The sequence below is a fragment of the Paraburkholderia lacunae genome (assembly GCF_003353175.1).
Taxonomy (GTDB): Bacteria; Pseudomonadota; Gammaproteobacteria; order Burkholderiales; family Burkholderiaceae; genus Paraburkholderia; species Paraburkholderia lacunae.
In genome coordinates, this window is sequence record NZ_QHKS01000011.1 from 33,932 (window position 1) to 57,052 (window position 23,121).

The following is a 23,121-nucleotide window of genomic DNA, read 5'->3' on the forward strand; positions in this document are numbered from 1 at the left end:
AGTCAGATGAGGTGATTCACGCACGTTCGACCTCGATTCGTTGGCACGTCAGAAGGTATAGGGAAACCGCAGGCCCACCACGAAGTTCGGCGCATCGGGCGTCAAGCCGACCGACACCGAGCCGTTGATGGTCAGGTGTTTGTTCACGACGTGGTTCAAGCCAAAATTCAGCGCCGAGGCGGTGGTCTCGCTGCCCGGCACTTTTTCATATGAGCCGCCCGGTGCACGGGTCTTCGACTCGGGTTCCAGCGCCATCGTGTAGGAGATGCTGGCCGAGTCCTTGTCGGAGAAGGCCAGCGCCACGCCGCCGCCGAACTGCACGATGTCGCCGAGCTTGACCGTCGCCGGCTGGGTTTGCCCCTGTACCGACGAGATATCCGCGAACGAACGTGCGACGTTGTACGTGTACGAAAGACTGCCGAACAGCACCACCGGGTCATAGGTCTTCAACAGCGACACGCCGGCCGTGATGTTCCAGAAACCGGTGCCGGTGGGCAGCCTGCTCGGCGCCACGAGATTGGTGTTGTTGCTGTCGAGCTGCACCAGCTTCTGGCCGAACGGCGAGGTGCCGGTCGGCGCCTTGACGCGCAAGCTGCCCACGACGTCCGGCAGGCCGTTGGTCTCTTTCAGGAACTGGTAGTAGATCCCGAAGTTGACGTCGCCGATATTGCTGCCGTTCACCGACGCGTCCGACAGCGTGTTCGCCGCGCCGCCTGCACCTCCGACGATGAAGTTGCTGTGCCGGTAGATGTACGGCACGTCGACGTCGATGCTGATGCGCTCGGTCAGGCCATAGCGCGTGTCGAGATCGGCCATCACCTGGTGCGACTTGGTCTCGCCCAGATTGATGTTGCCGAGGAAAATCGCATCGAGAGCCAGGAAGCCCGACAACTGCAACTGGCGGCGATCGTAATAGGTGTCGCTGATGCCCCAGTCCATCGTCAGCTTGTGATCGAAGAGCGGCGCATGTTCGCGCTGCACGACTGCTTGTTCCGCCTGCGTGCGCACCGGCTCGGCGGCTTTCTGGGTCTGGCCGACCGCGCCGCTGCCGTCGGTGGCGGGCGGCAAGCCGCCTGCCGTATTTCCCTCGGGAACCGGCGGATAGACCGGCACGCCGGTCGCCGTGCCGGTGTTGCCGCCGGTCGCGGGAGCGCCCGGATTGACCTGGGCGAGCGGCGGCAGCGGCATCGGCAGGCCGTCCGCGCCGGGTTGCTCGGCCACGGCTTCGCTGCCCGCGGGCGCGCCATAGCCTGGCGCGCCGCGGCCGCGTTGCGCCATTTCCAGATTGGTGACCTGGCGCTCGAGTGAGTGAATCTGCCGCTGCTGCTCGTCGATCACGCGCATCAGCGTGTTCAGACGTTCTTCAACCGACTGTTCAGCAAGCGCTTGAGCGCCGGCTCCTTGCGAAAGCGCAAACAGCATGGCCGCGGCAGGAATGGCCGCGAGTGCCATGCGCGGCACCTTTGTCGATGTACTGTTGGTCATTTTGTGTTCCCCCGGTATTGCGGCAGCGCGCCGCCTGTCTGCTGGCATTGCGCTGCCGTATCAGTACTGCTTCTGCCGCTGTGGCGGGTGGCGGCCCGCATTCTTATCTCCTGGAGTTTTGCAGGGCTTGTAGTACGCCAAGCTGGCGGATCATTGCGGCCGACATTTGCTGCGTCTGCAAATGCAACTGCAACAGGTTGGCGACTTGCTGGTTATTGCCTGCAATCTGGAGCAACTGGGCGATTTGCCCGTTGCCCGGCGTGATGGTCTGGGTGGCGAGCCCGGCGGGTGTTTGCAGCGCGACGCTGACGCCGTTGCTACCGAACGAAATGCCGGCTTTGATCGAGCCGGCCGAATTGCTGGCCGCGGCGGACGGGGCAGTAGCGGTGCCTGCCGGCGACGCGACGTTGTTGTTGAAATCGATGAGTGCCGAGTTGGCGCCGATGTTTCGATCGCCGGCCACTTGCGTGACTTGCGAGACGCCGTTGACCGATACGCTCTGTCCGCCGTTCGCATGAGCATTGGGATTCGCCCCGGTATGGCCGGGACCGCCGTCGTTCGCATGAGCATTGGGATTCGCCCCGGTATGGCCGGGACCGCCGTCGTTCGCTTGAGCATTGGGATTCGCCCCGGTATGGCCGGGACCGTCGTCGTTCACGTGTGCATGCGTGTTGACGGTGCTGACCATCTGGCCGGCCGCGTTCTGCACGGCGCTCAGCGTGCCCTGGGCGAGGGCGTTCGCGCCGTTGGGCAACTCCCATCGCGAAAGCACATTCAGAACGAAGCCGGAAATCATGGTGGCGCCGGCATATTTGCCGGTCTGGTTGGCGAGGACATCGTCGTCCACCATCTGCACCTTGATGGCGGCGGAGCCGATGTCGTGCGAAGCGAGAAATTCGGGCACCGGCGGCGAGCCGGCGCCTGGTGACGCATAGGCGCTGCCGGTCAGGCCGCACATCGTGGTGCAGATTGCGAGGCCTGACAGTGAGAGATGGCGCTTCATGGTTGGGTCAGAACAGGTCTGCCTTGATCAAGCCGTATTCGACAAAAGGAGTCGCCGCTGTGCCGGTGGCAAGCGCGTTTGCGCGCAGCTTGAGCGCCAGAGACTCGTTGTCCTGCAACAGCGGTGAATCCTCCCTGAAGGGTTTGCCGAGGACTGCGAACACCAGACCGTTCCAGGTCCTGGCGAAGTCCTCTTCGAGCACGATGCGATTGCCGAGCGCCGGATCCGCAATGAAGACGCGGCCATCCTGGACATGCTTGACGATCACGAAGTGCTCATACCCGTCGATGTTCATCAGAACCATCACGGGGATTTGAAGGTGTTGGAGCGCTTCAGCGTTGACCCGGAAGCCGCGGCCGCGCAAGCCGATGGTCTCGACGAACTTCTTCATGTCGAGCATCGAGAAGCCGTTCTTGATCACGACTTCGGGCGTGGAAAACACCATCATCCGGCGAATCAGTTCGGTTTCCGGAATATCGATGCCGTAGCCGTACCTGAGAAGGGTTGCGAGCGCCGCCGCACCACAGCTGTAATCGAACTGCTGATTGACGATGTGGTTGTAACGGATGTCCTTCATCGAACGTACCGTCTTGGTCAGCGGAACGCCTGCCAACCTGGACGTGTCGACGCTCGCCTGCGCGTAGCTGTTAGCCGCGCACAAAGCCGTGCACAAAGCCGCGCACAAGGCACCACTCGCCAGCGCCGCGGCGAACCGTAGCGCCGGGAATCCCTCGAACCCGGACATGCTGGCCTCCTGTTTTTATCAGCGCCGGCGGCCTTGCTTTTGCGGCCGCCGGCGCTACCCGCCCCTGTTACGCCTGCTTATTTGCTCACGCTCAACGCTGCGATCGCGAGCCCGTTGTGCTGCAGGTTGCCCGCGCCGCCGGCGATGTTCACGCCGATGTTGCCGCTCGAGTACGCCAGCACGTTATTGCCCAGCATCGCGGTGCCTTCGAACGAACCGTTAAAGCCCAGGCTAGCCGTCTGGCAGTTCTGGTCGGTCGCGACCATTGCAACGTCGCTCGAGTGATTCGCAGCGACGGTCGTGGTGGAAGCGGCAAGGCTGTTGTTCTGCGCATTGCCGATGCCGGATGCCACGTTCACGCCGATGTTGCCCGACGCGCCTTGCAACGAGTTGTCGCCGACCGATGCGTTGACCATGAAGTTGTGGATCTTGGCGCTGCCGCCCGACGACTGGCTGTTGAAGACTTGCGCGTTGCCGAACACGTTGCCGACATCGACCGATGCCAGCGATGCTTCGTTGCTTTGCGCGTTGTCGACCCCTTCCGCGACGTTGATGCCGACGTTGCCCGACACCCCGTTGCCGACCCCGGTGCCGGTGGTTGCCGTCAGATTGCCGGCCTTTTGCGTGTTGATGTGTTCCGTGACCCGGCCGGTCACATCCACGTCGGTCTTGTCGAGCGTGGCGTCGATACCCCATGCGGCAGCCACGCTGTGGGTTTCGGTCGACGACTGGTTGCTATAGCCGCCTTCGTCCATGGCAGACGCCTGGTGGCCCGAACCCTGGTCAGCACTGAAAGTCCACTGAGAGCCCTGCTCTGAGCTGGATGCTGCGGTGAAGCCACCGGACACGCTCCTCGAGTTGCTATAGCTGGACGCCCGGTAGCCGGCCGAGTAGCCGCCTTGCGCGTGGAAGGAGCCTTGCCCCTGGTTCGGACCGTTGTCGACCGAGTAGCTGTAGCTGCCGCCGATCTGGCCGCCGGCCGAGACATGGCCGCCCTGGTTCTGGCTGTCGTGGCTGAAGCTGCCCTGGATTTGCGCGCTCTTCTGGCTGTACTGATTGCCGCCGCCAGTCAACGTGCTGCTCTGATCGTCATACGAGTAGCTGGACGTTTTGTGGGATCCATCGGAGAACGACGAGGATGACGAATTCGAATTCGTGACCGTCGCGAACGCGGTGCCGCTGCCCTTGATCGAGTCGTAGCTATTGTTGATGGTGGTCGTGATGTGGCCCGACGTGTAGGTCTGTGCGTTCGGGTTGAGCGTCGCGTTCGTCATCACGTTTTGCGTATTGTTGACGACAGCGCCGGCCGTGCCCGAGACCTGCACGCAGCCAAACAGCGTGACAAAGCCTTCGATGCCGACTTCTTCGCCGACCAGCGTGGCGTTGAAGATATAAGGGTTCTTTATGCTGTGTGCGAATACACTGCTCGATGCTGCTGCGAGTACGGCTGCGGCGATAAGAGTGCGCTTCATGATTTCGCTCCGATACAAGTGTGGTCAGTTAAAAAAAGTGCCCGCCGGGGGACGGAGCACAAAACTGTTTGCCGTGGCATTACCGGCGCCGGCTGTCTGGTTGATCTGGACGATCCCGTTGACGTTCTTGAAGGCATCGCTGGAGATGTTTGCCTCGCGTACGCTATGAACCCCGATGGCTTGACCCGGACCGCCGTTTTTCGGGGCCGTCGCGGATAGCTCACTATCCGAGACGGTCTCGACTCCGAGCGCCGCGTTACCCAACTGGGTGCTGTTGCGCTGCAGATTCCCTGCTCCGGCGGACTGGTTCACCAGCACCGCACCGGATGAATTCGAAAAAGCATTGGCCTCGATCGACGCGCGCGCGGTCGTGACCCTGGCGGCCACCGAGGCGCTTTGCGCGCTGGCGTTGTCGTTGGCGAGCGCGCCGCCGGTCGAGATCGTGATCTGGTTGAGCTGCGCGTTATCGACGCCGGCGGTTTCATTGACCGTGAGCGCGCCGGTGACGCCGGCCGCCGCGCCGTTGCCGATCGTCGAGTCGGCGCCGATCCTCGGCACCGACTGCGCGAGGGCCGCGCCGGCGACGAGGGCCGCGCCGCTCGTGCAGGCAAGCAGGCAGGCGAGCAGGGCCGCGCGCAGCCGCGCAAGCTTGGTGGCCGGGCTCATTTCATACCTCCGAGCGCGCCGGTCAGTGCGTTCGAGAGCGGGGCCAGTGCGCCGGTCACCGACGAAGTAATGGTGCCGCCGACGCCCGGAGCCGGCATACCGATGGTGCCCGCGTTCAGCGCGACATTGTTGCCGGTCGTTTTGCCGCTCAGGATCTGCGTGACCGCCTGCATGCCGCTGCTGCCGAGCACGCCACCTTCGGCGACGCCGGTGGAGCCGTGCGCATTCGTCAGATCCGTATCGCCGACCACCTGGGCGATGGCCGGATCGAACGAAGTGGCCGGGAAGGTGGTGGCTCGCACCGCGACCGGGTCCTCGCTCTTCGGCACCGGCACGAAGGCGTCGCGCGGCGTGATCGTGCGCTCGACGATGATGTCGCCCGGATTGGTGACCTGCTGCGCGGCGGCATCGACGCTGAAGCCGGCGGCGAGGAGGACGACGGCGGCCGCCGGGGCGGCTAGCGCCGCCACCGAGCTGAGTGCGCGCGAAGTCCGGGCTGAAGTGATCATGTCGGTCCTTGCTTTGTCTTGTGAGCGTGCGGTGCGCCGGGAACGCGGCGCACCGCTGAATTGCGCCGCTGATTTTGGCCGGCTACTTTCTCTGGTAACTCGCAACGTTGCCTTGCGCGGCGCGCGCGGCGTCGACCGGAATCGGCAGCGGCGTGGGTGGCGCAATCTCGTCCCACAGCGTCACGCTGTGGCCGCTGCTGTCGCCGCGCATCAACTGCGGCGTCGTCGCCACCATCACCATGCCGACCGCGCCCCCGCGTTGCCGCGACAACACCTGGTCGTCGAGCGAAATATCGTTCACGGATGCAGCATCGGCCGGAATCCTCAGCACTTCGCCGACAAGCTGGCCGCTTTCAACCGCCGTCTCATCCGGCGAGGCCGCCGCTGCGGGCGTCGTGCTCGCGAGGGTGACGGAGCCGGCGTCGGCGGAATCGGATGGATTGGCGGCCTGAACTAGCGCGGATTCCTGGGCATTGACGCCGGCGGGCAGTGCGATCAGCACCCCAGCGGCGCAAAGCGCGACGCAAAAAGCGGCGCACGGCGCCATACCGGCCATGTCGATGCGGAAAGCGAGTCGCATGATGTGTCTCCTTGGTGCATGGCATTTAGCGAAACATGTGCCATGAGTCGCAATCCATTGGCGCATCTGGATGCGGCCCGCAAACCGTGGAGTAAAACCTGAAAAATCGTACTAAAACGTTTCAGCGCTGAAACGGCACGCGGAAAATACCTGCGAATCGTTAAATCGCAGCGCGACGCGCTACCCCGGGGTGAACGCCAGGAAAAGCGCTTCCACATTGGTTTTATTCGTAGGTTTAATACCTGTCGATTGCCCGCTAAGCCTTGTGGCGTAAGGGGTCAACGATTAAATTCTCATAATTGTTTTCCAAGCGGCGCGCGTATAGTAAGCTCTCGAAAACAGCTTCAGATTTAAAAAAGCCCGCTAACGGGCCGTCTCAAACACACACGCCGCTTTCTTGGGGATCAGCTGTCCGTACGGAATGGAATGGCCGTTCGGTTTTTGCGACTCGCGAATCCCGGATGAGTCAGCGTGTCTGAACCTGGGTTCAGGTGCGTGCGTCATCCTTAACGTTCGTTGACGAGAGGATCTGAATAATGGAACCCGCAACGCGGCAACTGATTTACGTTTCACGCGATCCGAGCGCGGAACTGAATACTCGCTTTCATCAGCGCGGCTGGCATGTCGAAGTCGTTGGATCGGCGCGCGATGTGCGCCGTGCCGTTCGCGCCGGAATGGCAGCGGGCGGACTGCTCGATCTGTCCAGCCATTTTCAGCCACACGAAATCGCCGCATTCGAGTCTTGCCTGACCATGCCGAACGTCGGCTGGGTCGCGGCCACCATGCCGGGACAATTGCAGGACGCCGCCTTGCGCCGGCTCGTGCGCGACTATTGTTTCGACTATGTAACGGTGCCTTCGCCGGGCGACAGGATCGTCGATTCGGTCGGTCACGCGTACGGCATGATCTCGCTGGGCGAACCCGCTTCGAACGATGGTTCGCAAGGTGCGGAAGGCGAAATGGTTGGTTCGTGCGACGCGATGCTCGCGCTGTTCCGCTCGATCCGCAAAGTGGCGATGACCGACGCGCCGGTGTTCATCTCGGGCGAATCGGGCACCGGCAAGGAATTGACGGCGGTAGCGATCCACGAACGCTCGGCGCGCCGCAACGCGCCTTTCGTGCCGATCAATTGCGGCGCGATTCCGCCGCATCTGCTGCAATCCGAACTATTCGGCTACGAGCGCGGCGCATTCACCGGCGCGAATCAGCGCAAGATCGGCCGGGTGGAAGCGGCCAACGGCGGCACACTGTTTCTCGACGAAATCGGCGACCTGCCGCTCGAAAGCCAGGCGAGCCTGTTGCGCTTCTTGCAGGAGCGCAAGGTGGAGCGTCTGGGCGGCCACGGGTCGGTCGACGTCGACGTGCGCATTATTTCGGCCACTCACGTGGATATGACCGCCGCCATGATCGAAGGGCGGTTCCGTTCGGACCTCTACCACCGCCTGTGCGTGCTGCAAATCGATGAACCGCCGTTGCGCGCACGTGGTAAGGATATCGAACTGCTTGCGCGGCACATGCTGGAACGTTTCAAGAAAGATGCAAGCCGCCGTTTGCGCGGTTTCGCGCCCGACGCGATCGCGGCGCTGCATAACTACGGCTGGCCGGGCAATGTGCGCGAGCTGATCAACCGGGTGCGGCGCGCGATCGTGATGTCGGAAGGGCGCGCGATCACAGCGCGCGATCTGGAACTGGCCGAGTACGTCGAGATCGTGCCGGTATCGCTCGCGCAGGCGCGCGAAGCGGCCGAGCGCCAGGCGATCGAGCTGGCGCTGCTGCGCCATCGAGGGCGTCTGGGCGACGCCGCGCAGGAGCTGGGCATCTCGCGCGTGACCTTGTACCGACTGCTTTGCTCGCACGGCATGCGCCATATGGAAGGCGAGCCGCTGGTCACGCCGCACAGCGACATACCGGCTTCGGTGCCGCATCTCTGACAGACCGCGCGAGTCTGGCTCGCCGCGGCATCCCCGCCGGTATTTTCGACTTCGCAAACCGCGGCCGGGCGCCGCGCGGCTACGCTTGTTAAAATCGGGTTTTCCTCCAATTTCCGCGGCGCGCGCACGCGCCGGCCGAAGGAACCCGCATGAAACAATACCTCGACCTCGTCCGCACGATTCTCGACACCGGCACGTGGCAGGAGAACCGCACCGGCATCCGCACCATCAGCATGCCAGGCGCGATGTTGCGCTTCGACCTCCAGCAGGGCTTCCCCGCGGTCACCACGAAAAAGCTGGCGTTCAAGTCGGCGGTGGGCGAACTGGTCGGGTTTTTGCGTGCGTCGCGCAGCGCGGCGGATTTTCGCGATCTCGGCTGCAAGGTGTGGGACGCCAACGCCAACCAGAATCCGCAATGGCTGGCGAATCCGTATCGCGAGGGCCCGGACGATCTCGGCGACGTATACGGCGTGCAATGGCGCCAATGGCCGGCCTACAAGGTGCTGGCCGCCAGCGCGAGCGCGCAGCTCGCCGACGCCGTTGCCCGCGGCTTTCAGGTGATCACCGAATTCGACGAAAACGGCAGCCGCAAAGTGCTGCTGTACAAGGCGATCGACCAGTTGCGCCAGTGCCTCGACACGATCATGCAGAATCCGGCCGACCGGCGCATTCTGTTTCATGCATGGAACCCCGCGGTGCTGGACCAGATCGCGTTGCCGGCTTGCCATCTGCTATATCAATTCCTGCCGAACGTGGCGCGCCGCGAGATTTCGTTGTGCCTGTACATTCGCAGCAACGATGTCGGGCTCGGCACGCCGTTCAATCTGACCGAAGGCGCGGCGTTGCTGCATCTGGTAGGCCGATTGACGGGTTATAAGCCGCGCTGGTTCACGTACTTCATCGGCGATGCGCACATTTACGAGAATCAGCTCGATATGTTGCAGCAACAGCTCACGCGTGAGCCGTACGAAAGTCCGGCCTTCGCGATCTCGGACCGGGTGCCCGACTACGCGCAAACCGGCGTGTACGAGCCGGAATGGCTCGAGAAGATCGAGCCGTCGGATTTCTCGCTGGTCGGCTACCGTCATCACGAGCCGCTGACCGCGCCGATGGCGATCTGAGCGTCTGCCGGCCGATGCAAAGAAAAACCCCCGCGATGTGAATCGCGGGGGTTTTATCATGCCGCCGTCAAACGACGGTGTGCCACCGTCATTAGCCCTTGTGGCGCTCGTCCCGGTTGCCCCCGCCCGAATGCTGCTCCGCGTGTTGCTGCTGCGGCTGCGGTTGCGGGCGCGGCTGCTGCACCTGCTGTGGACGCGGCTGCGGCGCCGGTTGCGGGTGGAATTCCTGACGCGGCTGCTGCTGCACCTGCTGCATCGGCTGCGGCCGTGGCTGCGGCGCCGGTTGCGGGTGGAATTCCTGACGCGGCTGCTGCTGCACCTGCTGCATCGGCTGCGGCCGTGGCTGCGGCGCCGGTTGCGGGTGGAATTCCTGACGCGGCTGCTGCTGCACCTGCTGCATCGGCTGCGGCCGTGGCTGCGGTGCCGGTTGCGGATGGACCTCCTGGCGCGGCGGCTGTTGCACCTGTGGCATCGGCTGCGGCCGCGGTTGCTGCACCGGTTGCGGATGGACCTCCTGGCGCGGTTGGGACTGTTGCACCTGCGGCACCTGTTGTACCGGTTGCGGACGGAATTCCTGCTGCCGCGGCGCTTGCGGCTGGGCGTGGACTTCCGGCGGACGCGGCGCCTGCGGTTCGGGCTGACGCTGTACCTGCTGCGGCTGCGATTGCGATTGCAGTTGCGGTTGGCGCATCTGTTGCGCCGCGGCCGGGTTCTCGGCCGGGCCTGGCTGGCCGTGCGGCTGCTGGGCCGTCGTGGCGGGGTTTCCCGGCTGACGCGGTGCGCCATGCTGCTGCATGCCCGCGTTGGCTTGCGCACCGGGTTGCGGCGCGAACCCCGACTGTCCCGGTTGCGGCTGCGGGCCGCCATGCTGCTGCGTCTGCTGCGCCATCGGCGTATGCGGCCGCGTCCATACCGGCTCGCGCTGCCCGTTCGCGCCCGGCAGCTGGGCCGCCTGCGGATTCGCTTGCCCCGGCACGCCGTGCTGCTGTGACTGCGGCTGTGGCTGCGCAAAGCCGTTCAGATTGCCGCCGCCCGCTTGCGGCGGACGCGGCACGCCATTGGACGGATGACCGGGCTGGCCGACCTGACCAGGCTGTGGCCGCTCGTTGGCCATCTGCGGCGGCATGCCCGGCCGTGCTTGCGTTTCTCCGCCGCGTTGCGGCGGCTGCCCATTGAGCGGCGCTGCTTCGCCCAGCCGCTGTCCGGCCTGTTGCAGTGCCCCCGGCGTTCCCGGCGCGCCCTGCGCCATGCCAGGCGGCCGGCCGGCGATATGCGACTGCACGACCCGCACGTTTTGCGCTGGTATCCCACTTGCGGCACCAGGGCCACCCGCGTTGCCCGGGCCACCCGCGAAGTGCGCCGGCACGGAAGTCCGCACGATCGGCGCCCCCGCGCCCGGCACCCGCCCGCCGCTTTGCGCAAAACGCTGCGCGAGGCTGTCGTGGAACGCCGCCGGCATCGCCGGATTGCGCGTCGCAACCACCGGGCGCCCTGCCACTTCAGCAGGCGGCCGGTAGTTCGCGTTGCGCAGCCCCGGGCCAAAACTTTGCTGCACCGGCGCGATTCCAGGCGCGCCCGGGTTGATCCGCGCATTGCGCCATTGCTGCGGATCGACCTTCTGCGCAAAGCGCGCGACCGGCTGACCGTGCACGAAAGCCGTCGCCGGCACGGCGGTCACGGCGCCCGGCACGCGATAGTTGACGTACGTGTTGTGAATGTCGGTCACGTTCACGTTCGTCACATTGACGTTGTGGTTGTAGTTGTTGACGATCGTCGTCTGGTTGACGCGGTCGTAGTAGCGCGGACTCCAGTGATCGTGATCGCCCCAGTGCGGGTGCCACGGCTCGCCCGGGCCGAGCGGGAACCATGCGCAACCGGCCGCGACCGCGCCGCCGATGGCAAGGCTCACGCCCCAGTCGATTCCGGGTCCGCCGCCGCCCACAAAGGCGACCAGCGCCGGCGCATACACAGGCGGCTCGCTGACCACGATCGGGCCCGGCACCCATTCCCACGAGTCGTCGTCATACGCCCAGCGGCCGTAGTGGTAGGGCGCGAAGCCCCACGGCGCATCGTCGACCCAGGTCCAGCCCCACGGCGCCTGCCATACCCAATGGCCGTCGTGATAGGGCGCCCAGCCGGCGGGTCTGTCACGCGGCACCCATACCTCGCCGTATTGCGGACTGTTGCGCCATGTGCCGTTGGCGTCGAGATCCTGGTAGCCCGGAATCTCGCGCGATACGTAGCGCGCCGACACCGAGCGGTCTTCCGCGGCGTCGCGGCCCGCGGCCCATTGATCGAAACCGTCGAGGCCCGGCACGCCGTTGTCGGCGACCTGTTGCAGGTTGGTGCCGGCAAAGCTGATCTGCTGACCGGCGGCGACCGGCACCTGGCCGTTGTCGCCGTACACGGTGGCGCTGCCTCTGCGTACGGTGACGGTCGTGCTGCTGCCGTCCGGTGCGACGTCGACACGGTAGTCGCCGGGGCCGTTCAGGCCGAGCGCCAGATTCGGTGTGTCGATTTCATACGCCGACCCCGGTGCGAGATCGCGCACCCGCGCCGATAACGTGCCTTGTGCGACCTTCAGTTGCGCGCTGTTGTCATCGAGATTCAGCAGGTCAAGGCTCGTGGACTGGCCGAGGCGCACCGCGGTCGAGCCGATGTGCAATTCGGAGCGCGCGTTCTGATCGTTCCACAACTGGTCGCCGGTGGTGAGCGGGCGGTTGAGCTGCGCGTACGACCAGTCGGTCGCGCCGGCCGGTTCGGTCGTCACCGTGCCGGCCATGTAGTTCAGCCGCGCGACGCGGGCGGGCGGATCGGTGTTCTGGCTCGCGGCCACTGGCCCGGCGACGCCCGGCGGCGCCTGCTGGACTTCCTGCGCGAGGGCAGCCTGGGCCGCGAACATGAAAGCGGCGGCAGCGATCAGCGTGTAGCCGATGATGTGCCGGGTCGAGCTTGGGTGACTGGTGACTGTTCTCATGAGTTTTCTCCGACGGCGCCGCGTTTTGCGAGGTCCGTGAATCAACTCTACCCGTACGGTTTGTTTCAAGGCTCCCAGTTTTGTAAGGCTCCCTCACCAGCGTGTAACAAAAGGTCTCAATGCCCCGATTCCACCGTTTTCCTGTAAGCCAACTGCGGCGTTTCTGTAATTCAAACGGGTCTGGAATGCCGTCTCACGCGGCCAGAAACGCGTCGAAATGCCGATGACCGGCCGGCGTGATGCGCAGGATGCGCGGCCGTTCGGTGCGTTCGACCCAGCCGTGGCTCGACCACGATTCGAGCAGCGCCGCGCCGAGCGCGCCGCCCAGATGCGGACGCCGCTCGCTCCAGTCGGGGCAGGTGCAGGCAAAGCGGCGCCGGCGGGTGTGCTGGGCGGCCATGTCGATCCCCCATTCGGCAAATTGCCCGGCGCCCTCGGCGGTGGCTTCGAGCGAAGTGCCGTGCAGCGTCAGCAGGCCGCGCTCGACCAGCCGTTCGTACACGCGCACCGACAACTCGCCCGCCATGTGGTCGTAGCAGGTGCGCGCATAGCGCATATCGACCGGCACGGTTCGCGCCGGGCGCGGTACCGGCCGCTGCGGCGCGCTGACTTGCGCGACGTTGGCGAGCGCTTCGATCGACGCCGCGATATCCGGCGACGCGATCCGGAAATAGCGATGCCGGCCGCGCACTTCGAGCGCGAGCAGGCCGCCGTCGGTCAGGCGCGCAAGATGGGCGCTGGCCGCGGACGGCGACAGCCCCGCGATCATCGTCAGTTCGCCGGCCGGGCGGGCGCTGCCGTCCATCAGCGCCCATAGCATCGCGGCGCGGCCCGGGTCGGCGAGCAGCGCGCCAATCCGGCTCAAACCTGGGAAGTGACCCGGTTCATCTGCGAGGGGGGCGGGCATAGGGTGTCTCCGGTGGGGCGGCGCTTGCATGGCGCCATACAGATCACTGTATCTGTCTGCGGTATTCGATGTTTCAGCTTAGCGTGAACGATGGAATGCGGCAGCTACGAAAAGTCGGTGGGCGCGGGCCGCCGGCGGCGCTAGCGGCGCCGTGCCGGGCCGCCAGGCTAGAATCGCAGTCTGTCTTTGCGGGAACACGCTGCCATGAAACTTCTTTTTGCCGTCGCCGCCGCGGTCCTGCTATTCAATGCGTGCGCGCAAGGCGGTTCGGGGTCGTCGTCGGGTGCGGGCACCGGCAGCATCACCATGTACGGCACCATCGACGAAGGCGTTACCTTTCATAAATAAGCCCGCGTGCCGCGGTCACGGTTCGCGGCGGCCAAGGGCAATAGCTCCAGCAATGAATGGCGATGGCTGGCTGGAATTGATGCATCATTGTCATTTCTGCCATCATCGTCCATGTGACGATTCAGGCATCGCCACTTCCGCCGCTCGAGCCTGACCGATGCCGCCATCCGCTGCTCCCTCTCTTTGCGCCGCTAACGCAGGCTCCAATCATTCCGACCCGCACGGCAGGCGCGCCGCGCGCGTGCTGGCGGTTTGCCAGGCGCTGTACACCTCGTCCGTTTCCATCGATCTGACTTTGACCGGCCTCGTCGGCTATTCGCTCGCCGACGACAAGGCGCTCGCGACACTGCCGTTTTCGCTGATCACCGTCGCCGCCGCGCTGACCACGATCTTCGCGTCGTTCCTGATGGCGCGGATCGGGCGGCGCGCGGGCTTCGTGCTCGGCGCGGGTGTCGGCGCGCTGGGCGGCGCGGTTTCGGTATGGGCGATCTTTCACCACAGTTTCTGGGCGTTCTGCGCCGGTACCGCGACGGTCGGCGTGTTTCAGGCGTTCGCGCAGTATTACCGGCTGGCCGCCGCCGATGCCGTCGGGATCGACGGCAAGAGCCGCGCGATTTCGACCGTGCTCACCGGCGGCGTGGTGGCCGCCGTCTGCGGGCCGCTGCTGGCCGCGTGGAGCAAGGACTGGCTCGCGCCGGTCGCGTTCGCGGGCTCCTATGCGCTCGTCACCGGCTTCGGCCTTGCGTCGATTGCGCTGCTGGCGCTGCTGTATCGCGACGCCGCGCCGTCCGCGAGCGTGGCGGTGGCTCACGAGCCCGCCAGGCCGCTCGGCGAGATCGTGCGCCAGCCGATCTTCGCCGCGGCGCTCGCCAACAACGCGCTCGGCTACGCGGTCATGATGTTCGTGATGACCGCGACGCCGATTGCCGCGGTCGCTTGCGGCCATACGATCGGCGACGGCGCGGCGATCATCCAGTGGCATCTGGTCGGCATGTTCGCGCCGTCGCTGTTTTCCGCGCGGCTGATCAAGCGCTTCGGCGTGCTGCCGGTGATCGGCGCGGGGATTGCGCTGTCGGCGCTGTGCGGCGTGTTCGCGTTGCGTTCGACCGATCTGCCGTATTTCTACGCGGCGCTCGCATGCCTCGGCGTGGGCTGGAATTTCATGTTTGTCGGGGGCACGACGCTGCTCACGCAATCGTATCGGCCGTCCGAGCGCGCCAAGACGCAAGCTGCCAGCGAATTCACCACCTTTGCGTTCTCCGCGCTGGGTTCGTTGTCCGCTGGGCAATTGCTCGCGCATTTCGGCTGGGCGACGATCAATGCGGCGATCTTTCCGCTGCTGGGCCTGGCGGCGCTCGCGACGCTTGGCCTTGCGTGGTCGCGCCAGCGCTCGTCGGCGGTGCTTTCATGATGCCGGTTCGCCATATCGTCTTCGCGGTCGCCCCCGACCTCGTGCTGCTCGACGCGAGCGGTCCGCTCGAAGCGTTCTGCCGCGCCGAATTGACCGTCGCTGCCGCTGTGGGCGCCGGATCAGGCGGCAAGCCCGCGGCGCCAGTGGCTTACCGAACCACCGTCGCGTCGATCGAAGGCGGCGTGCTGCAAACCTTTCCCGGCCTGCCGATCGTCACCGAGCGGCTCGGCTCGCTCGACGACCAACCGATCGACACGCTGATCGTCCCCGGCGTCCCGATCGACGAAACCTGCACCTTGCAGCCTGAACTCGTCGCGTGGATCAAGCGCCGCGCACCGCAGGTGCGGCGCGTGTGCTCGGTGTGCACGGGCGCCTTTTATCTCGCGGCGGCGGGCCTGCTCGACGGCCGCCGCGCGACGACCCATTGGCGCAACGCGGCCAACCTCGCGCGCCGTTTCCCCAAAGTGCAGGTGGACGCCGATCCGATCTTTATCCGCGATGTGCGCGAGAGCACGGATGAGGACGAGGGCGGCGTGATCTGGACGTCGGCCGGCGTGACGGCGGGCATCGACCTGGCTCTCGCGCTGATCGAAGAAGACGTGGGCCACGCCGTCGCGATGCAGGCGGCGCGGCGTCTCGTCGTCTTCATGAAACGGCCCGGCGGCCAGTCGCAATTCAGCGCCGCGCTGGCGGCGCAGGCATCGGCGGGCGGACCGTTCGAGGCGCTGCATTGCTGGATGGCGGCGCATCTGCGCGACGACCTGTCGGTCGAGCGGCTGGCCGAGCGCGCACAGATGAGTCCGCGCACGTTCGCGCGGCGCTACGTCGACGAGGTTGGCCGCACGCCGGCCAAAACCGTGTCCGCGTTGCGGCTGGAGGCGGCCTCGCGGGCGCTGGCGGAATCGCGCCGGCCGCTCAAGCGGATCGCGCTCGACTGCGGTTTCGGCAGCGAACAGAATTTGCGGCGTGCGTTTGTGCGGCGCTTCGGCGTGCTGCCGCTCGATTACCGGGAGCGCTTTGCGTCGGCGGTGGCGCAGCGGCCCACCGCGGCTTCGGCAGCAGGTTGAGAGGCGGCCTGACCTGCGACGCGAGCGTGGTTGAAGCAAGCCAGGCGAAAGTTGGGCGAAAGCCTGACGGCGCCCCACGCCTCTACAGCGCGCGACGAAGGGAATATTGCGCTCGTATAATCGGCTCCTTTCAATGCATCCGATTGACCGGAGTCAAGATGAGCACCCCTGCCTTAGCGCCGCTGGACCGTTCCGAAACCACGTTCCGCTTTCTCGCCGAGCCCAGTTCAGTCAACTTCGGCGGCAAGGTGCACGGCGGCGCCTTGATGAAGTGGATCGACGAGACGGCGTATGCGTGCTCGGCGGTGTGGTCGGGGCGCTATTGCGTGACGGTCAGCGTCGGCAACATCCGCTTTCGCCGGCCGATTCTGGTCGGCAATCTGGTCGAGCTGCGCGCGCGGGTTGTCGCGACGGGCCGCACCAGCATGCATATCCACGTGTCGGTGCAGGCGGGCGATCCGAAGGGCGGCGAACTGCTGCATACCACGGATTGCCTCGTCGTGATGGTCGCCGTCAACGAGAACGGCCACCCGGTGCCGGTGCCCGCGTTCGTGCCGGAGACGGACGAACAGAAACGTCTGGCGAAATACGCGATGGACGTGAAGGAAGCGCTCGACGCAATCGTCGAGCTGAAGCCGGAAGAAGTGGCGCGGGGGAAAGTCTAAGCGCCGCTTCCGTGTATCCCGGCAGTGACAGGCGGGCGAGGCGCTGACACCCGATCGCGCCGCCCGCCGCCCATCGGTCAACGCTCACCGAGATTCGGCGCGCTCAGGCCGCCGCATGCCCGACCATATCTTTGGGCCGCACCCATTCGTCGAATTGCTGCTCGGTGACAAAGCCGAGCGCCAGCGCGGCCGCCTTCAGCGTCGTGCCTTCCTTGTGCGCTTTTTTCGCAATCTTCGCGGCTTTGTCATAGCCGATGTGCGGATTGAGCGCCGTCACCAGCATCAGCGATTCGTTGAGCAACGTATCGATGCGCTCGCGATTCGGCTCGATCCCCACCGCGCAGTTGTCGTTGAAACTGTGCGCGCCGTCGGCGAGCAGGCGGATCGATTGCAGCACGTTGTGCGCGATCATCGGCCGGAACACGTTCAGCTCGAAGTTGCCGCTCGCGCCGCCGATATTCACCGCGACATCGTTGCCGAACACCTGTGCGCAGAGCATCGTCAAGGCTTCGGACTGGGTCGGATTGACCTTGCCAGGCATGATCGAGCTACCCGGCTCGTTTTCCGGAATCGACAGTTCGCCGAGACCGCAGCGTGGACCGCTCGCGAGCCAGCGGATGTCGTTGGCGATCTTGTTCAGGCTCGCGGCCGCCGTCTTCAGTGCGCCGTGCGCGAACACCAGCGCGTCGGCCGCGGCCATCACTTCGAATTTGTTCGGTGCCGACACGAACGGCACACCGGTCAGCTTCGCGATGGCCGCGGCTACTTTGGCCGCGAACTGCGGATGTGCGTTCAATCCCGTGCCGACCGCCGTGCCGCCCTGCGCGAGTTCGTACAGATGGGGCAGCGCCGACTCGACGTGACGGATGCTGTGATCGAGTTGCGCCACATACCCTGAAAACTCCTGGCCCAGGGTGAGCGGCGTCGCGTCCTGCAAATGCGTGCGGCCGATCTTGACGATGTCGGCGAATGCTTTCGCCTTGGCGTCGAGCGTATCGCGCAGCGTTTTCAGCGCGGGCAGCAGATGCTTGACGATGCCGTAAGCGGCGGCCACGTGCATTGCTGTCGGAAACACGTCGTTCGACGACTGGCCGCGATTGACGTCGTCGTTCGGATGCACCTTGCGCGCTTCGCCGCGCTCGCCGCCGAGCAGCTCGCTCGCGCGATTCGCGATGACCTCGTTGAGGTTCATGTTGGTCTGCGTGCCGGAGCCGGTCTGCCAGACTGCGAGCGGGAATTCTTCCGGATGTTTGCCGTCGATGATTTCGTCGGTCGCCTGCATGATCGCCTTCGCCTTGCTTTCATCGAGCACGCCGAGCTCGAGATTCACTTCGGCGGCGGCGCGCTTGATCACGGCCAGCGCGGTGATCAGTTCGGGCGATTGCTTCTCGGTCGAAATGCGGAAATTCTGCAACGAGCGCTGCGTCTGCGCGCCCCAAAGGCGGGCGTTCGGCACGGCGATTTCACCGAACGTGTCGCGCTCCATTCGTACGTCTTCAGTCATGGTTCAACTCCGCTTCTCAAAGTTCTGCGTTGACGGGCAATAGGGAGAATAGTCCGGTTAGCGCATTCCGGTAAAAGCGCGCTTGCGGATCGAAGATGGATGTGCGGCGAGCGCCGTCTTCGACGTCGGTGCAGACGAGCGACGATTGAGTTCCGGTCGCCGCGCGGGGCGAGTGTGATGCGCAATTGCAGTGCGGCAGTGCCGCTCGACAGCACACGGAAACCGGGACGGGTCTGGATGGGTGTGTTCCAGCGGCGTGAGGGCGGCCTGGAACGGTGTTGTTTCGCTGGCGGGCAGGGCGTGAATGACCGGATGGTCGAATACCGTGGTAACGATCCGTGCTTTGCCTCGCTCACGCGGACTAGGCGGGCGGCCGGGTGGGCGCGGCGGGTGCGGGCGGCACGCGCCGCAAGCTCAGCTTGTGAAAGCGCAGCGTCATCAATAACGCGACGCTGGCGAGCCCCGCCGCGAGTCCCCACCACAGGCCGCGTGCGCCGAGGCCGAAGTGAAACGCCAGCGTATAGCCGGTCGGAAAGCCGATCGCCCAGTAACCGAACGACGCGACGATCATCGGCACGCGCGTGTCCTTCAAGCCGCGCAGGCAGCCCGAGCCGACCGTCTGCATGCCGTCGACGATCTGGAAGATCGCAGCCACGCCGAGCAGCGAACGGGCGAGCGCGACCGTCGCCGCATTGGCCGGGTCGTCGAGATGCAGATACAGGCCGACGATCCAGTGCGGCGCGGCGATCAGCACGATGCCCGACAGCGTCATGAAGCCGACGCCGAGCGCCAGCGCGACGAAACCCGCGTGGCGCGCAGCGAGCGGCTGCCCCGCGCCGGACCAGAAGCCGACCCGCACATTGGCCGCCTGACCGATCGCGAGCGGCACCATAAAGGCCACCGAGGCGACGTTCAACGCGATCTGGTGCGCGGCCAGTTGCGACTCGCCGAGCAACCCGACCATCAGGCCGGTGGCGAGGAACAGCGTCGATTCGACACCATAGGTGATCGCAACCGGCCAGCCGATGCCGAACAGCTCGCCCATCAACGGCACGTTCGGCCGCGTCGCGACAACGTAATGGCGATAGCGCGGCCGCAGATGCAGCAGCGCCATCAGCACCAGCGCGCTCAGCCAGACCGTGATCGTGGTGGCCGCCGCCGAACCGAGAAAGCCGAGCCGGGGCAGGCCATAGGCGCCGTGGATCAGCCCGTAGTTGAGAAAGCCGTTCACGACGACGCTCATGAGCGACACCCACAGGAGCCGCCTGGCCGCGCCGATCGCCGGCAAGAACGAACGCAGCAGCCCCACGCCGATCAGACTGCCGAGCGCGCCCCAGCGCAGGACCGCCGCGTATTCGCCGACGTTGTGCGCGAGCAGCGCGGGCTCGCCGAACGCCAGCAGGACCGGCGTGGCGAACGACAGCAGGAAGAACGCCGGCACCGACAGCAGCACCGACAGCACGAAGCCGGTCCAGTAGATATGCGGCACGCGGCCCTCGTCCTGGGCGCCGCGCGCGTGCGACACGCTCACGCTGACCGAGGTCAGCACGCCTTGCAGCAGCGTGACCACGACAAAGAACAGATTCGCGCCGAGACCGCCGGCGGCGAGCGCGTCGGGACCGAGCGAGCCGAGCAGGATCGTATCGGTGACGCCCATTGCCATTTGCGAGAGCTGCGCGATGGCGAGCGGGGCGGCGAGACGGGCGGTGTCGGCGGCGTGGCGGGTCAGGGTCGGCGGGCGGGCGGCCACTCTGGTGAAGCCGGATTGAGTCATTGAACGCTTAACGGCGGAAGTGGCGACAGACCGACCGTCAGAGCGAGCGGGATAATGCGTGACGACTCGGTGCAACCAGGGCGATCAGGGCGGCGGCTACGAAACGCGGGTTGGCCGCCGGGGGCGCAGGGTTGCTGTCAGCTGACTGTGTGTCTGTCGAAACCGACAGCTTATTGCCTGGGCGCGGCAATGTCGATGGAGTAGGCACAATTCTGGTGCGCGTGCGGGCTCCGGATTCTCGGAGTACGGCGCCTCCCGCGCATCAAGCTTCGTGCACCGCGATCCGCGTATCGCCGAGCAAGACCACCTGGCCTGCGCGGATTTTGCAGGTCTTACGCGTTTCGACCCGGCCGTCGACGGTCACGGCGCCGTCCGCGACCATCATTTTCGCCGAGCCGCCGCTGTCCGCGAGGCCCGTTATCTTCAGGAGATTGTGCAGTTCGACGTAGTCGCCGGTCAGTGTGAAATCGAGGTTGGGCATGGCGTTTGCGCCTTCAGACAAAGGGTTCGCATCATAAGCCAGAAGCTTGCTCTGGATCGGCGTCCACGTGAATTTCGCGTCGTGCATGGGCATTTGCATGCAGATGTTATGCACTTGTCAAAGTGAACATTCAAGGTCAGGCAGCCGATCGGAATAGCGGCGCCTTGTGAGCCACCGCGGAGTTACTGCGGAGTTACCTCGGAGCCACCACGGAGTCACCGCATAAAAAGGGTCGCTTGCCGGCTCGGGTTGTATGGATATACAGTGTGCGTCGCCCGTTCCTTAACCGATTCCACGCATCCTCTCCGGCGTCCAATCCACTGTGCCCACCGTTGCCGAATCTCCGCCGCCGTTCGATACCGCCGCCTGGCTGGCCAAGCTCAACGACGCGCAGCGCGAAGCCGTCGAGTACGGCGCCGCGACGCCCAACGAGCCGCCGGGTGCGCTGCTGGTGATAGCGGGAGCGGGCTCGGGCAAGACCAATACGCTGGCGCACCGGGTCGCCAATCTGGTGGTCAACGGCGCCGATCCGCGCCGCATCCTGCTGCTGACGTTTTCACGCCGCGCCGCGCTCGAAATGACTCGCCGCGTCGCGCGCATCGCCGGCGCGGCGCTTGGCGCGCGCGCCGCGCTGGCACAAGGGCTGACGTGGTCGGGCACCTTTCATAGCGTCGGCGCGCGGCTGCTGCGCGAGTACGCGGATCTGATCGGCCTCGCGCCCGCCTTCACGATCAACGACCGCGAGGATTCCGCCGACCTGATGAATTTCGTGCGCCACGAGCTCGGCCTGTCGGCAAAAGAGCGGCGCTTCCCGGCGAAGAGCACCTGCTTCGCGATCTACTCGCGCGTCGTGAACACTGGCGCGTCGCTCGCCGACGTGCTCGACCACGCGTTCCCCTGGTGCCGTGAATGGGAAGCCGATCTGCGCATGTTGTTCGCCGCGTATGTCGAAGCCAAGCAGAAGCAGAGCGTGCTCGACTACGACGATTTGCTGCTCTACTGGTCGCACATGGCCGCCGAGCCGTCGATTGCCGCGGACATGTCGGCACGCTTCGATCACGTGCTGGTCGACGAGTATCAGGACACCAACCGCCTGCAGGCGTCGATCCTGCTCGCCTTGAAGCCCGACGGCCGCGGCCTGACCGTGGTCGGCGACGACGCCCAGTCGATCTATTCGTTTCGCGGCGCGACCGTACGCAACATTCTCGATTTCCCTGCGCACTTCGATCCGCCGGCGAGGCAGGTCACGCTCGATCGCAATTACCGCTCCACCGGGCCGATCCTGGCTGCGTCGAACGCGGTAATCGAACTCGCCAGCGAGCGTTATACGAAAAATCTGTGGACCGAAAAGGCCTCGGCTCAGCTCCCGCGTCTGGTGACGGTCGCCGGCGAAGCGGAGCAGGCGCGCTACGTCGTCGAACAGGTGCTCGAAGCGCGCGAACAGGGCATGCAGCTCAAGTCGCAGGCGGTGCTGTTTCGCGCCGCGCACCATAGCGCCGCGCTCGAAATCGAATTGACCCGGCGCAACATTCCGTTCGTGAAGTTCGGCGGCCTGAAGTTTCTCGATTCGGTGCACGTCAAGGATGTGCTGGCCGTGCTGCGCTGGGCGGAGAATCCGCGCGACCGCATCGCCGGTTTCCGTGTCGTGCAGTTGCTGCCGGGCGTCGGACCGGCCACCGCGGCGAAGGTGCTCGACGAGGTCGTCGCCCGCGCCGGCGCAGGCACCGGCAATCCGGCCGACACCGCTGGCAGTACGCTGGCCGCCTTTACGCCGCCCCCCCGGGCGCAGGAAGACTGGCATCCGTTCGTGACGCTGATGTCGAGCGTATATGGCCGGCAGACGCCGTGGCCGGCGGAGTTCGAAATGGTGCGGCGCTGGTACGAGCCGCATCTCGAGCGCAATCACGAGGACGCGGCGATCCGTCACGCGGACGTGTTGCAGATGGAAAGCATCGCAGGCACGTACCCGTCGCGCGAACGCTTCCTGACCGAATTGACGCTCGATCCGCCCGACGCCACCAGCGACGAATCCGGCGTGCCGCTGCTCGACGAGGACTACCTGATCCTGTCGACGATCCATTCGGCGAAGGGGCAGGAATGGCGCAACGTGTTCGTGCTGAACGGCGTCGACGGCTGCATTCCGTCCGATCTCGGTACCGGCAGCGAAGACGAAATCGACGAGGAGCGGCGCCTGCTCTACGTGGCGATGACGCGGGCGAAGGAAGACCTGCATATCGTCGTGCCGCAGCGCTTTTACGTGCACAACCAGCCGCATCTGGGCGACCGGCACGTGTGGGCCTCGCGTACGCGCTTTATTCCAGCGCATCTGATGCCGCTGTTCGAGGCCTACGCGTGGCCGCGCGTACCGGTGCCGGGCGCGCCGAGCGCTGCGGGGCTGGCCGCGGCTGCGCAGGCGAAGATCGAAATCGGGGCGAAGCTCAGGAAGATGTGGGATTGAGGGGCGGTTCCCGGTCC

Annotated in this window: 19 protein-coding genes; 7 read left to right on the plus strand and 12 right to left on the minus strand. The window is 65.6% G+C overall.

Features of this window, described 5'->3' with window-relative positions:
- Positions 1 to 48: 48 nt before the first annotated feature.
- From DLM46_RS17960 to DLM46_RS17990, 7 genes are all read right to left on the minus strand, one after another.
- Positions 49 to 1,452, minus strand: coding sequence for a hypothetical protein (locus DLM46_RS17960; RefSeq protein ID WP_425274002.1), 1,404 nt, complete (start codon positions 1,450 to 1,452; stop codon positions 49 to 51).
- 136 nt (positions 1,453 to 1,588) lie between these two features.
- On the minus strand, positions 1,589 to 2,488 hold the full coding sequence (locus DLM46_RS39470) for a peptidase C39 (protein WP_165848004.1): 900 nt from the start codon (positions 2,486 to 2,488) through the stop codon (positions 1,589 to 1,591).
- Positions 2,489 to 2,495: 7 nt separating this feature from the next.
- Positions 2,496 to 3,233 carry a C39 family peptidase gene (locus DLM46_RS17970; RefSeq protein ID WP_115102205.1) on the minus strand — a complete coding sequence of 246 codons (738 nt, stop codon included), beginning with the start codon at positions 3,231 to 3,233 and terminating at the stop codon, positions 2,496 to 2,498.
- Between the two features lie 77 nt (positions 3,234 to 3,310).
- On the minus strand, positions 3,311 to 4,705 hold the full coding sequence (locus DLM46_RS17975) for a hypothetical protein (protein ID WP_115102206.1): 1,395 nt from the start codon (positions 4,703 to 4,705) through the stop codon (positions 3,311 to 3,313).
- Positions 4,706 to 4,729: 24 nt separating this feature from the next.
- Positions 4,730 to 5,371 carry a hypothetical protein gene (locus tag DLM46_RS17980; RefSeq protein WP_115102207.1) on the minus strand — a complete coding sequence of 214 codons (642 nt, stop codon included), beginning with the start codon at positions 5,369 to 5,371 and terminating at the stop codon, positions 4,730 to 4,732.
- Positions 5,368 to 5,880: a hypothetical protein gene (locus tag DLM46_RS17985; RefSeq protein WP_244306284.1), complete on the minus strand. Its 513-nt coding sequence runs from the start codon at positions 5,878 to 5,880 to the stop codon at positions 5,368 to 5,370. The genes DLM46_RS17980 and DLM46_RS17985 overlap by 4 nt, the downstream gene beginning before the upstream one ends.
- 82 nt (positions 5,881 to 5,962) lie before the next feature.
- Positions 5,963 to 6,460 (minus strand): hypothetical protein, encoded by a 498-nt coding sequence (locus DLM46_RS17990; protein WP_115102209.1) that lies wholly within the window; start codon positions 6,458 to 6,460, stop codon positions 5,963 to 5,965.
- 536 nt (positions 6,461 to 6,996) lie between these two features.
- Between DLM46_RS17990 and DLM46_RS17995 the strand changes: the two genes are divergently transcribed.
- Together DLM46_RS17995 and DLM46_RS18000 are read left to right on the plus strand one after the other, a co-directional pair.
- A complete protein-coding gene (locus tag DLM46_RS17995; protein ID WP_115102210.1) occupies positions 6,997 to 8,391 on the plus strand; it encodes a sigma-54 dependent transcriptional regulator in 1,395 nt (464 codons plus the stop codon).
- Between the two features lie 149 nt (positions 8,392 to 8,540).
- Positions 8,541 to 9,512: a thymidylate synthase gene (locus tag DLM46_RS18000; RefSeq protein WP_115102211.1), complete on the plus strand. Its 972-nt coding sequence runs from the start codon at positions 8,541 to 8,543 to the stop codon at positions 9,510 to 9,512.
- A gap of 91 nt (positions 9,513 to 9,603) precedes the next feature.
- Here the strand turns inward: DLM46_RS18000 and DLM46_RS18005 are convergent, their stop codons facing one another.
- A complete protein-coding gene (locus DLM46_RS18005) occupies positions 9,604 to 12,489 on the minus strand; it encodes a DUF6600 domain-containing protein (RefSeq protein ID WP_115102212.1) in 2,886 nt (961 codons plus the stop codon).
- A 193-nt stretch (positions 12,490 to 12,682) separates the two neighbouring features.
- Positions 12,683 to 13,396 (minus strand): ArsR/SmtB family transcription factor, encoded by a 714-nt coding sequence (locus DLM46_RS18010; protein ID WP_115102213.1) that lies wholly within the window; start codon positions 13,394 to 13,396, stop codon positions 12,683 to 12,685.
- A gap of 204 nt (positions 13,397 to 13,600) precedes the next feature.
- Here DLM46_RS18010 and DLM46_RS39475 point away from each other — a divergent pair, with 204 nt between their 5' ends.
- The 4 genes from DLM46_RS39475 (at position 13,601) to DLM46_RS18025 (ending at position 16,887) form a co-directional block, all read left to right on the plus strand.
- The gene (locus tag DLM46_RS39475; protein WP_165848005.1) at positions 13,601 to 13,744 is read left to right on the plus strand and encodes a hypothetical protein; all 144 of its coding nucleotides are present in this window, start codon (positions 13,601 to 13,603) and stop codon (positions 13,742 to 13,744) included.
- Between the two features lie 157 nt (positions 13,745 to 13,901).
- Positions 13,902 to 15,155: an MFS transporter gene (locus DLM46_RS18015; protein ID WP_115102214.1), complete on the plus strand. Its 1,254-nt coding sequence runs from the start codon at positions 13,902 to 13,904 to the stop codon at positions 15,153 to 15,155.
- Positions 15,155 to 16,222 carry a GlxA family transcriptional regulator gene (locus tag DLM46_RS18020; protein ID WP_115102551.1) on the plus strand — a complete coding sequence of 356 codons (1,068 nt, stop codon included), beginning with the start codon at positions 15,155 to 15,157 and terminating at the stop codon, positions 16,220 to 16,222. Before DLM46_RS18015 ends, DLM46_RS18020 begins: the two co-directional genes overlap by 1 nt.
- Before the next feature lie 158 nt (positions 16,223 to 16,380).
- On the plus strand, positions 16,381 to 16,887 hold the full coding sequence (locus DLM46_RS18025; RefSeq protein ID WP_115102215.1) for an acyl-CoA thioesterase: 507 nt from the start codon (positions 16,381 to 16,383) through the stop codon (positions 16,885 to 16,887).
- A 103-nt stretch (positions 16,888 to 16,990) separates the two neighbouring features.
- Here DLM46_RS18025 and fumC read toward each other — a convergent pair whose 3' ends face one another.
- The 3 genes from fumC to DLM46_RS18045 all read right to left on the minus strand — a co-directional run bounded on the left by fumC (position 16,991) and on the right by DLM46_RS18045 (position 20,646).
- A complete protein-coding gene (fumC, locus tag DLM46_RS18030) occupies positions 16,991 to 18,391 on the minus strand; it encodes a class II fumarate hydratase (protein ID WP_115102216.1) in 1,401 nt (466 codons plus the stop codon).
- Between the two features lie 361 nt (positions 18,392 to 18,752).
- Complete coding sequence (locus DLM46_RS18040) at positions 18,753 to 20,165, minus strand: MATE family efflux transporter (RefSeq protein ID WP_115102218.1); 1,413 nt, start codon at positions 20,163 to 20,165, stop codon at positions 18,753 to 18,755.
- Positions 20,166 to 20,427: 262 nt separating this feature from the next.
- A complete protein-coding gene (locus DLM46_RS18045) occupies positions 20,428 to 20,646 on the minus strand; it encodes an RNA-binding S4 domain-containing protein (protein WP_011489423.1) in 219 nt (72 codons plus the stop codon).
- 322 nt (positions 20,647 to 20,968) lie between these two features.
- Between DLM46_RS18045 and DLM46_RS18050 the strand changes: the two genes are divergently transcribed.
- On the plus strand, positions 20,969 to 23,104 hold the full coding sequence (locus DLM46_RS18050) for an ATP-dependent helicase (RefSeq protein WP_208866297.1): 2,136 nt from the start codon (positions 20,969 to 20,971) through the stop codon (positions 23,102 to 23,104).
- Positions 23,105 to 23,121: the final 17 nt, after the last annotated feature.

What these genes read in the sequence shown, in the direction of transcription:
- DLM46_RS18015 (WP_115102214.1), top strand. Translation starts at nt 13,902, where the DNA reads ATGCCGCCATCCGCTGCTCCCTCTCTTTGCGCCGCTAACGCAGGCTCC.
- DLM46_RS39475 (WP_165848005.1), top strand. Translation starts at nt 13,601, where the DNA reads ATGAAACTTCTTTTTGCCGTCGCCGCCGCGGTCCTGCTATTCAATGCG.
- fumC (WP_115102216.1), bottom strand. Translation starts at nt 18,391, where the DNA reads ATGACTGAAGACGTACGAATGGAGCGCGACACGTTCGGTGAAATCGCC.
- DLM46_RS18005 (WP_115102212.1), bottom strand. Translation starts at nt 12,489, where the DNA reads ATGAGAACAGTCACCAGTCACCCAAGCTCGACCCGGCACATCATCGGC.
- DLM46_RS18010 (WP_115102213.1), bottom strand. Translation starts at nt 13,396, where the DNA reads ATGCCCGCCCCCCTCGCAGATGAACCGGGTCACTTCCCAGGTTTGAGC.
- DLM46_RS39470 (WP_165848004.1), bottom strand. Translation starts at nt 2,488, where the DNA reads ATGAAGCGCCATCTCTCACTGTCAGGCCTCGCAATCTGCACCACGATG.
- DLM46_RS18025 (WP_115102215.1), top strand. Translation starts at nt 16,381, where the DNA reads ATGAGCACCCCTGCCTTAGCGCCGCTGGACCGTTCCGAAACCACGTTC.
- DLM46_RS18040 (WP_115102218.1), bottom strand. Translation starts at nt 20,165, where the DNA reads ATGACTCAATCCGGCTTCACCAGAGTGGCCGCCCGCCCGCCGACCCTG.
- DLM46_RS18045 (WP_011489423.1), bottom strand. Translation starts at nt 20,646, where the DNA reads ATGCCCAACCTCGATTTCACACTGACCGGCGACTACGTCGAACTGCAC.
- DLM46_RS17980 (WP_115102207.1), bottom strand. Translation starts at nt 5,371, where the DNA reads ATGAGCCCGGCCACCAAGCTTGCGCGGCTGCGCGCGGCCCTGCTCGCC.
- DLM46_RS17970 (WP_115102205.1), bottom strand. Translation starts at nt 3,233, where the DNA reads ATGTCCGGGTTCGAGGGATTCCCGGCGCTACGGTTCGCCGCGGCGCTG.
- DLM46_RS17990 (WP_115102209.1), bottom strand. Translation starts at nt 6,460, where the DNA reads ATGCGACTCGCTTTCCGCATCGACATGGCCGGTATGGCGCCGTGCGCC.
- DLM46_RS17985 (WP_244306284.1), bottom strand. Translation starts at nt 5,880, where the DNA reads ATGATCACTTCAGCCCGGACTTCGCGCGCACTCAGCTCGGTGGCGGCG.
- DLM46_RS18000 (WP_115102211.1), top strand. Translation starts at nt 8,541, where the DNA reads ATGAAACAATACCTCGACCTCGTCCGCACGATTCTCGACACCGGCACG.
- DLM46_RS17960 (WP_425274002.1), bottom strand. Translation starts at nt 1,452, where the DNA reads ATGGCACTCGCGGCCATTCCTGCCGCGGCCATGCTGTTTGCGCTTTCG.
- DLM46_RS18020 (WP_115102551.1), top strand. Translation starts at nt 15,155, where the DNA reads ATGCCGGTTCGCCATATCGTCTTCGCGGTCGCCCCCGACCTCGTGCTG.
- DLM46_RS17995 (WP_115102210.1), top strand. Translation starts at nt 6,997, where the DNA reads ATGGAACCCGCAACGCGGCAACTGATTTACGTTTCACGCGATCCGAGC.
- DLM46_RS17975 (WP_115102206.1), bottom strand. Translation starts at nt 4,705, where the DNA reads ATGAAGCGCACTCTTATCGCCGCAGCCGTACTCGCAGCAGCATCGAGC.